This window comes from Moorena sp. SIO4A5, assembly GCF_010672005.1.
Lineage (GTDB): Bacteria > Cyanobacteriota > Cyanobacteriia > Cyanobacteriales > Coleofasciculaceae > Moorena.
This window is the reverse complement of sequence record NZ_JAAHHZ010000208.1, coordinates 1-8,772: the sequence shown is the minus strand read 5'-3', so window position 1 is coordinate 8,772 and position 8,772 is coordinate 1. Positions and strand designations below refer to the sequence as shown.

The window sequence follows — 8,772 nt, the reverse complement described above, 5'->3', positions numbered from 1 at the left end:
CCTATCTCCCTATCTCCCTATCTCCCTATCTCCCTATCTCCCTATCTCCCTATCTCCCTATCTCCCTATCTCCCTATCTCCCTATCTCCCTATCTCCCTATCTCCCTATCTCCCTATCTCCCTATCTACTCTCTTTGAATGCAACTCGGTATTAGGTGTTTGTTAGAGAATTAAGGGTTTTAGCAATTTCTACCAGCTGAAACCCAGGAGGATAAACCCCCTCAGCTTTGATGCGCTGGATAGCAGCCGGTGGGATAGCCAAATTTAGCTTTCTAGCAACAGCTCTGACTATATCACCCCGGTCAATGACACCTGCCACAGCTTCTGCGGGAGAAAGTACGCTTATACGCTTAAGGTTAAGCTCCTCTAAGCTGTTAATCACCTCCACCAACGGTGTTTTCTCCTCCACTGTGGGAATTTCTGATAAAGGGCGCACTATAGTTTCCAACGTCTCAGTGTCCCAACGACTACGCTCGACAAAATGTAAATCCTCAATTTTCACTAGCCCACGATAGCGTCCATTAGCTGCAGCGTAGTAGGGCATTGGGTTTTGCCTATCGGTTAAGATATACTCATCAGCAAAAGAACGTAAGGTCTGGTTGGCTTCCACCACCCGAAAGTCACGGGTCATGGCATTAGATGCCATAAGCTTAAGTAAGACTTCTTGTATGGTGGTTAGCTGGTCATAGGCGCTGGCATTGCGAAAAATAAACCAGCCAATCAGAGTTGGCCAAATGAATGACAAGGTACCAGTCAGCAGAGTCATTCCTAATCCCAAGGATAGGGCTACAAGCCCAAACCCCTTACCCGTTCTGGCAGCCCAACGGACACCTGTAAAGAGATCCCCAGTTAGTTTCCAGACTGCTGCTTTCAACACTTGTCCACCATCTAAAGGTAGACCAGGAATTAGGTTAAATAATGCCAAGACTAGGTTGATTCTAGCTATCTCATTGGCGATGGTATATCCCCAAGCCGAGGTGGGTAATGTCAGAGTTAGCACATAAAACAGACCAAAGAGGATGAAACTCACTAATGGTCCTGCGATCGCTACTTGAAAGGCTTCTGCTGGAGTCTTTGATTCTCGGTCAATGGACGCAATCCCGCCGAATATAAATAGGGTAATCGAATTAACTTTGATGCCTTGGGAGAGGGCAGCTAGACTGTGACCTAATTCATGTAAAAGTACAGAACTAAATAACAACAGTGCCATCGCCAATCCAGCTACCCAAGCCAAAATCGACCCTAGGCTAGAGTCGAACTCTCGTGCATTAATCATCGTTACCAATAGCAAGATGAAAAACCACGATGGGTCTAAAAACAGTGGGATTCCGAATAGAGAGCCAACTCGCCAACCTGATAGCATCACATTTTCCTTCTCTGAGACCTTCGATACCTGTACTATCCAGGATAAATTAACTCCTCTGTTCTGGGTTATGGCACTGCCACAGGCATCCGCTCACTCAGACGACTGTTTAGGTCTGCAAGTAGGTCATTGCCACTACGACGAGCTTCCCAAGGACCGGTGTTATATTTATCGATTATCCACTGCCCATTGATAAAATCTTCTGACTCAGCCAGGGTACCAATATACTGGATTGGAGTCGATGAGCTGGAGATGTATCGCTTGGTAAATTGGATGCGCCGTCCGATTACCTCACCACTTAGCTGGGCTTCTCCTAAGTAGCCGTCATCCAAACTATTGCCAGTGATGGTATTCTTGCTTTGAACCAGAGTTGCTTCAAACCGGGTGGGTACTCCCCCTTGCCAGTAAGTTCCGAGCCAAGTGCCAGTTAAGTCTGCCATGAACACCAAATTTTAGTGAGGAGTTAACTCACCATTATACTATAATATTGGTCTATATAGCAAATTTAGATAGGTGCTGAGATTAAGAAGAAACCGAAAGAGGAGGAAGACACCGGAACCAATCGCACCTTTATCTGTTGGTTAACACAAACACACTCTCGTGATTCCCCCGTCCCTATTCCCTATTCCCGATTCCCTAATATTTCATAATTGTCTGACCAATACACGATTACACTATCATTGCGCTTTTTGCTGGCACTTTGGCAAATAAAAGTAGCATAGTCTAGCAATAATAATTCATATTAGATGCCATATAGCAATACCACCTAGCTTATTAGTTGTCAAGGTTAAAGGAATGATGATGGATGGGGAAGAATTACTGAAGCGATATGCTGCTGGAGAACGGGACTTTCCAGAAGCTAATCTACAGGGAGTATCTCTGGCGGGAGTAAACCTGAGCCAAGCTAACCTACGACGTGCTAATCTCAGCCAGAGTTGTCTCAAGGACGCTATTCTTAAAGGTGTCAATCTGCGAGAAGCGAATTTATCTGGTGCTAATCTACAGGGAAGTGACCTGTGTGAAGCCAACCTCATTGTTAGTAACCTCAGTCAAGCAAATCTAGCCAAGGCTAACTTGAGTAATGCCAATCTACGCAGTTGCCGCCTGATTGGAGTCAATCTCAGTAAAGCTAATCTGAGTGAAGCAATTCTGAGTGAGGCAATTCTCCAGGATGCTAACTTGAGTCACGCAAAACTGATTAGCACATCCTTGAACCGAGCCAAGCTTTCCCAAGCCCTCTTGGAGGGAGCGATTTTGGAGGGAGCATCCCTCAACAACTGTATTCTGATCGAAGCCAATCTGATTGGGGCAAATTTGTCCCATACCCTACTCAATGGAGCCAACTTGACTAAGGCCAATCTCAATCAAGCAGACTTGAGTGGTGCAATAGCAAGTGGCTGCACCATGAGAAACACTATCCTAACGGATGCGAATCTCAGAGGAGCAAGGATGAGTTGGACAATTCTCCATGGTGCTAATCTCACCAAGGCTAATTTATACCGAGCTAACCTGTGTTGGTCGAATCTTAGCGAGGCAATATTGATTGAAGCTGTTTTAATTGATGCTAATCTGAATCAGGCTAACCTGCGTGAAGCTAAACTTAGCAAAGCGATCATGCCAAGTGGCAGTCAGCATCAATAGTTGAACAGTTGAAGCCAGATTTTGATCAGCTCAATCAGGACCGAATCCCAAAGTCTAGTAGGATATCGAGCAATTCTACTCAGCCGATCCGATTGCGAACGCGCCCCGCGTGGCCTACGGCCAATCGCGTTGGATAGGAAACTGACATGAGGCTAAAACTTACTAAAACTTAATCAACTGTTCACCACTCAAACTGTCCTCCCAGGGTTTAGTATGACATTCGGTGAATAATTAGCTGGAAGTTCCTATAATTTTATGTCCCTTGCACCTCTGTCTGAGGCTTTTGAGACTAATCGCTTTGAAAGTATTAGTTTAATTGCTACCGATATTGATGGCACTCTAACTCTGAGTGGCAAATTTACTTCCTCCTTATTCCATGCCCTAGAAGAATTGACCAAGACAGGAATCCAAGTATTGCTGATTACTGGTCGTTCCGCTGGCTGGGTTAATGCTCTGAAAACTTATCTGCCGGTCACAGGAGCGATCGCAGAAAATGGCGGTCTATATTTCCCCAAAGATAGTGAAATCCCAGATATCTTAACCCCTATTGAAGATTTAAACCAGCATCGCCAGAGTCTCAATCACACCTTCCAAGTCCTAAAAGCTCAATTTCCCCAGCTACAAGAATCTGTGGATAACCGCTTTCGGTTGACGGATTGGACATTTGATGTTAATCGATTAGCCTTTGTCCAATTACAAACCCTGGCAGAACTCTGTCAACAACAGGGTTGGGGCTTCACTTACAGTACAGTTCAGTGCCATATTAAGCCAATCGAGCAAGATAAAGCAACAGGCTTGCTACAAGTGTTAACCAGACACTTTCCCCAACTCAAACCAGAGGAGATTATCACCGTTGGTGACAGTCCTAATGATGAGTCTATGTTTGATACCAGCAAGTTTCCTTTATCAGTAGGGGTGGCTAATGTCTTAGACTACACTAGTTATTTGACTCATAAGCCAGCTTATGTGACTTATGCTAAAGAATCTGAAGGCTTTTGCGAGTTAGCACAATTGTTACTACTGAAAACCTTTACTGGATAAGTGGTTTGGGCTGCACGGCTTGGCTGATTAATGGAATGATTTAGGGTAATTGGTAATTGGTAATTGGTAATCGGTAACCGGTAATTGGTAATTGGTAATCGGTAACTGGTAATTGGTAACCGGTAATTGGTAATTGGTAATCGGTAACCGGTAATTGGTAACCAGACATGATATCAGTTGTTAATTTTGCTATAGCGTTTCCATTTGATGTGTGAAACAAGCACTGTCTTTAACTAAGACTTTCAGCTAGTTTTGTGTTCACGACTCATTTAGAAACGCTATATTTGAATTATCATTGTATTGTTTTTTTTTTTACTAAACTTAAATAAATCTTTACATAATTAAAATGAATCACGTTTATCATGTGTATAAATAATACAAAAATGTAAGCGAACAGCGATTAGCGCTACGCGCACGCTACTTGATGTGCTTATGCCCATAGCACAGGCTACTGGAGGTGCTTTTGAATAAGCGATGCAGAGGTGCGACCCGTGGCGAATTTAATTACGGGTCAAACGCACCATTACGGTCTTGGGGAGGCAGCGCCGACCTGCGGGGGTCTCCCCCATGAGCGACTGCCGTGGTTTCCACGGCGCTGGAGAGCGATGCAGCGCCGACCTGCGGGGGTTTCCCCCGGAGACCAAACCTGATTACGTTGAGCCTTTATGGTTGGTAGGCTCAAAGACGCGCGCCTTAGAATAAGGCAGCCAAAATGGTTGGTCGGCTATGGGAAAAAGGGTTAAAACTTATTGATTAAGGCTGCCTTATTCTTACGGTAACTTCAAATGCATAAAAGGGTTAAAACTTATTGATTAAGGCGAGCCTGTCTTACGGTAACTTCTAACCACTCGCGCTTTGCATGGCTGACAGGTGCGGAAGCAAGTTCCGAACACAGACCCATGCGCCATGAGCGACTGTATCAAGACAAGAGTTAAGCATTCATTTAATCTGAGTTACGTCCGAGGGTCGAAGCCTGTGCCACAAAGCTGTTAGCGTAGCGTCCCCAACGGCCAAGGGGTTTTAGCCAAACTTTAAATTCTCATTAATCTCGAACTATTAAATTCTCCTGTTTGCGTATCGGCGCACCCTAGGCGAACGAGGTTTATTTTAAGGATTAGGCTGACAGCACCTCAAGTAGCGTGGTCTAAGGCCAACGGCTGAGTGCTTACGATTTTATGTCTCTAACAATGGGATGCACCTACTCCAATTACCCATTACCCATTAAAAAGTAATAATTACTAATTATCAGTTACCAATTACCTATTATTAATGATATTTATTTGTTGTAAATCTACCGAAGAATTGCTATTGGCTATTAGTTGCCATGGAGTGCTCTACAGCTTTTTTAAAGCTTTCACAATTAATTGTTGGATTTAACGCCACAAGTAAAAATTTACTTAAAGGGATTATAGAAATAATTTTTTAGACATCTGAGGAACAAGCTTTGCTGATCAACACTCCAAGATTCAACAAAACATCGGTTGAGCGCTTAGTCAATTTTTGGGCAAATCGCTATGTACCAGATTTATCAATTATCGCTAAAAATAATGATTTTTTAAAGATTTCTGATTTGCTAGACGTTGCTTCTAGAAAGGGGCGCACTCAAACAGTTACCAAGTTACAGCGTTTAATCCAAATTAATTGTGAGTGTGCAGGAATTAAAACAGATGCTATGTTCTCCTATATTCCTAATGTGGTTAATTTGACTGAGGCTAAGCGAATTGCTGAATTTGTTGGCTCGGTTTACGAAAAGGTACTAGAAATTTACCAGGAGCAATCACCGAATTCTAGTTTAATGGCAGCAATACGACTAGGAGAGACAATTAATTTCTTCACAGATTTCTCTAGCCCGTGGACAATGGTAGCGCTAGAATTGCCAGCCATAGAAAAGTTAGCCACCTCTCTCGAACCTGTATTGCGGCAACTGCGGGAGAAACATATATCAGCAAAAGACCGTCGCGCCATTGGTTTTGTTACTACACAGTTTCACTTCAGCACTAAATTAGTACTCAATCGGCTGACATTACCAGAACAAATTTTGCTCAGTCCCTACTTTAAGTTTGTGGAGGAGCAAGTTTCTATCCCCTGGCAACGAATCTGTAATGCAGCGGCTTTGCATGATTTTAACTCACCTACCTTAGCGTTAGTCGAGCAAGTCTTACCTGCTAGTCAGGATATTGCTCAGACTGTCTACCAACGCACAGAGCAATTGCACTCTGATCATTTTAGCCGTCGGGGAGGGCTGGACGATCCAGGAATTAAGGCTTCGACTATCAGAGATTTAGAAATGTTCCAGGGTTACCTATGGCTATGTGCTTTGGAAGGGAATATGACATCAATAGAACAGGAACTGTTGCCGTTGTGTTTACTGGTATTTCCTAGTGTAGACGTAAGTTGGAAACTGGCGGAAAAAATGTTGCAGTTACTGGTGGATGAACTAAACGCTCGTGTAGAGTCAGATCAGCTTTCCCTGTTGCTTCCTTATACTCAAAGACTGCTGGAGTTATTCTCTGACCTGGAGCAGAAGGCGTTATGATATCATGTAGCACTTCTCAATTGGTTGAGGGAATTTTATCTTGGGTTAATGCTTGGGTTAATGGGAGTAGCAAGTAGCAAGTAGCAAGTAGCAAGTAGCAAGTAGCAAGTAGGAATTCCCCCTTGCCCCCCCATGGCCAGATCGGGCTGTTTCATACTCAGGTAGATCTACTTAAACAAAAAATGGCAATCGCCTCGATTTTTCTAAAATTATTTTAGATATTAAGAGTCTAGTTAAAAAAATAAAATAACTAAAATAAGTCAAGTAATTTTCCAGCAAACGAGGAAGATACATCCCTTATATCTCCTAGTATTGCTAATAATTTTAACACCAATTCATCGATACTTATGATATAGAAAAATCGACGATTTTTCTAAAAAAAAAATAACACCTAATTGTTCAGTAGATGCTGACGGGGGGATTTGAGATTGCGATGCTCTTTCAGAGCCGCTACGGGATTGGCCGTAGGCCACGCTACGCGATGAAGCGTTCGCAAAGCGTGGCCTACGGCCTCAGCTTCCGCTAAAAGCGAACGCATTGGTGTTACTGCTAGTCAATAGTTAAGTATATCTTAAATTTATAGTAGTAAGAATCAAGAAGACCCCCCTGCTGGTGTTATAATGGTGTTTTGACACTCCCCGTCCTGGAATGACGGGGATTCTTGCTTCCACGGGGTGACTTGTTTAACCAGGCCGGAGCCAGGAAAAATAGAGGTCTCCTCTCCACAAGCGTATTTGATCTATGACCTAGGTTTCGGTGTGCCCCACCGTACCTAAAATAGATAACAAATTTAGATAATAAATTTAGATGAACATTTTTTTAATCTTAGACTTTCATAGACTTCCAAATCGTTAGACTTGCGCAGTGCAACATGATTATCTCAAAACATGTTTTTTACACTGTCTACTTATTCAAGATCATGTTTATCTAGAACATTAATTATTTTTTTGTTATGATTTGATAATAACACGGTGCAAGAAAACTGTCAATACATAGATGCTCCTTTGGAGCCTTCAGTTGCGAACAAAAAAAAGCCGTCGAACGAAGGACGGGGCGCGATTACCCAAAATTTTTGGTAAAGGATGGAAACGTTATGGAAACCGTAGAGCAGAAACGGGCAGTCGAAATCTTGTCGGAGCGCCTGGGTAAAACCCAGGACTATCTTTGACATTGCTGCTCTGAATGCCAAAATTGAAGATTTAGAGCAGCTGGCAGCTCAACCGGATTTTTGGGATGATCAAAAGTCTGCTCAACAGACCCTTCAACAACTCAACGACCTAAAATCTAACCTCCAACGGTATCAACAGTGGCAATCAAGTTTGGAAGACACTAAAGCGATCTTGGAGTTGCTAGAACTAGAAACCGATGAGGCACTGCTTGCAGAAGCTCAAACCAACTTGACTCAGCTGAATAAAGAACTGGATCGCTGGGAGTTGGAACAGCTGTTATCTGGTACCTACGACGCATTAGGTGCTGTGCTCACCATCAATGCAGGGGCTGGTGGAACCGATGCCCAAGATTGGGCTGACATATTACTGCGCATGTACACCCGTTGGGCAGAGAACCATGGTTATAAAGCCCACCTAGCGGAAATTTCCCCAGGGGATGAAGCTGGGATTAAGTCTGCCACTCTGGAAATAGACGGACTCCGCGCCTATGGTTACCTAAAAGCGGAGAAAGGTACTCATCGACTGGTTAGAATTTCCCCGTTTAATGCTAACGGTAAGCGACAGACTAGTTTTGCTGGAGTAGAAGTGATGCCTGCGGTGGATAATACCGTTGAGCTGGAAATCCCCGAGAAGGATTTAGAAATTACCACCTCCCGTGCTGGTGGTAAGGGAGGACAAAACGTCAATAAGGTAGAAACTGCCGTGCGGATTGTCCATATTCCTACCGGCCTGGCTGTGCGCTGTACTCAGGAGCGTTCTCAATTGCAAAACAAAGAAAAAGCCTTAGTACTGCTGAAAGCTAAGCTACTCGTGATTGCTGAGGAGCAACGAGCTCAAGAAATTGCCGAAATTCGAGGGGACATGGTGGAAGCGGCTTGGGGAAACCAAATTAGAAATTATGTGTTTCATCCTTACCAGATGGTGAAAGATCTACGCACTAGTCTCGAAACCACAGCAGTTAATGATGTCGTTGATGGTAATATTGACTTATTCATTGAAGCGTATCTGCGTCAAGAAAATCA

8 protein-coding genes are annotated in these 8,772 nt (G+C 43.6%); 4 read left to right on the top strand and 4 right to left on the bottom strand.

The features are described from left to right. Positions 1-151 precede the first annotated feature (151 nt). Complete coding sequence (locus tag F6K57_RS32360) at positions 152-1,363, bottom strand: site-2 protease family protein (RefSeq protein ID WP_293072146.1); 1,212 nt, start codon at positions 1,361-1,363, stop codon at positions 152-154. 68 nt (positions 1,364-1,431) lie between these two features. After that, positions 1,432-1,803, bottom strand: coding sequence for a hypothetical protein (locus F6K57_RS32355; protein WP_293022422.1), 372 nt, complete (start codon positions 1,801-1,803; stop codon positions 1,432-1,434). Between the two features lie 355 nt (positions 1,804-2,158). Between F6K57_RS32355 and F6K57_RS32350 the strand changes: the two genes are divergently transcribed. Next, positions 2,159-3,004, top strand: coding sequence for a pentapeptide repeat-containing protein (locus tag F6K57_RS32350; protein ID WP_293022420.1), 846 nt, complete (start codon positions 2,159-2,161; stop codon positions 3,002-3,004). Between the two features lie 255 nt (positions 3,005-3,259). Further along, entirely contained in the window at positions 3,260-4,045 is a 786-nt protein-coding gene (locus F6K57_RS32345) for an HAD family hydrolase (RefSeq protein ID WP_293022418.1), read from the top strand. A 40-nt stretch (positions 4,046-4,085) separates the two neighbouring features. Here the strand turns inward: F6K57_RS32345 and F6K57_RS32340 are convergent, their stop codons facing one another. Beyond that, positions 4,086-4,172: a hypothetical protein gene (locus tag F6K57_RS32340; RefSeq protein ID WP_229424439.1), complete on the bottom strand. Its 87-nt coding sequence runs from the start codon at positions 4,170-4,172 to the stop codon at positions 4,086-4,088. A gap of 1,317 nt (positions 4,173-5,489) precedes the next feature. Between F6K57_RS32340 and F6K57_RS32335 the strand changes: the two genes are divergently transcribed. Beyond that, positions 5,490-6,581 (top strand): hypothetical protein, encoded by a 1,092-nt coding sequence (locus tag F6K57_RS32335; RefSeq protein ID WP_075902651.1) that lies wholly within the window; start codon positions 5,490-5,492, stop codon positions 6,579-6,581. Positions 6,582-6,972: 391 nt separating this feature from the next. Here F6K57_RS32335 and F6K57_RS32330 read toward each other — a convergent pair whose 3' ends face one another. Beyond that, a complete protein-coding gene (locus tag F6K57_RS32330) occupies positions 6,973-7,119 on the bottom strand; it encodes a hypothetical protein (protein WP_293072145.1) in 147 nt (48 codons plus the stop codon). A gap of 555 nt (positions 7,120-7,674) precedes the next feature. Between F6K57_RS32330 and prfB the strand changes: the two genes are divergently transcribed. Further along, positions 7,675-8,772 (top strand): peptide chain release factor 2 gene (gene prfB / locus F6K57_RS32325; RefSeq protein ID WP_293072144.1). Its coding sequence is split into 2 segments (ribosomal slippage), with 1,097 coding nucleotides annotated over them: positions 7,675-7,746 and positions 7,748-8,772; the frame shifts between segments, so codons are not numbered across the junction. This gene is flagged as partial in the annotation.

What these genes read in the sequence shown, in the direction of transcription:
- F6K57_RS32345 (WP_293022418.1), top strand. Translation starts at nt 3,260, where the DNA reads ATGTCCCTTGCACCTCTGTCTGAGGCTTTTGAGACTAATCGCTTTGAA.
- F6K57_RS32360 (WP_293072146.1), bottom strand. Translation starts at nt 1,363, where the DNA reads ATGCTATCAGGTTGGCGAGTTGGCTCTCTATTCGGAATCCCACTGTTT.
- F6K57_RS32355 (WP_293022422.1), bottom strand. Translation starts at nt 1,803, where the DNA reads ATGGCAGACTTAACTGGCACTTGGCTCGGAACTTACTGGCAAGGGGGA.
- F6K57_RS32350 (WP_293022420.1), top strand. Translation starts at nt 2,159, where the DNA reads ATGATGATGGATGGGGAAGAATTACTGAAGCGATATGCTGCTGGAGAA.
- F6K57_RS32330 (WP_293072145.1), bottom strand. Translation starts at nt 7,119, where the DNA reads ATGCGTTCGCTTTTAGCGGAAGCTGAGGCCGTAGGCCACGCTTTGCGA.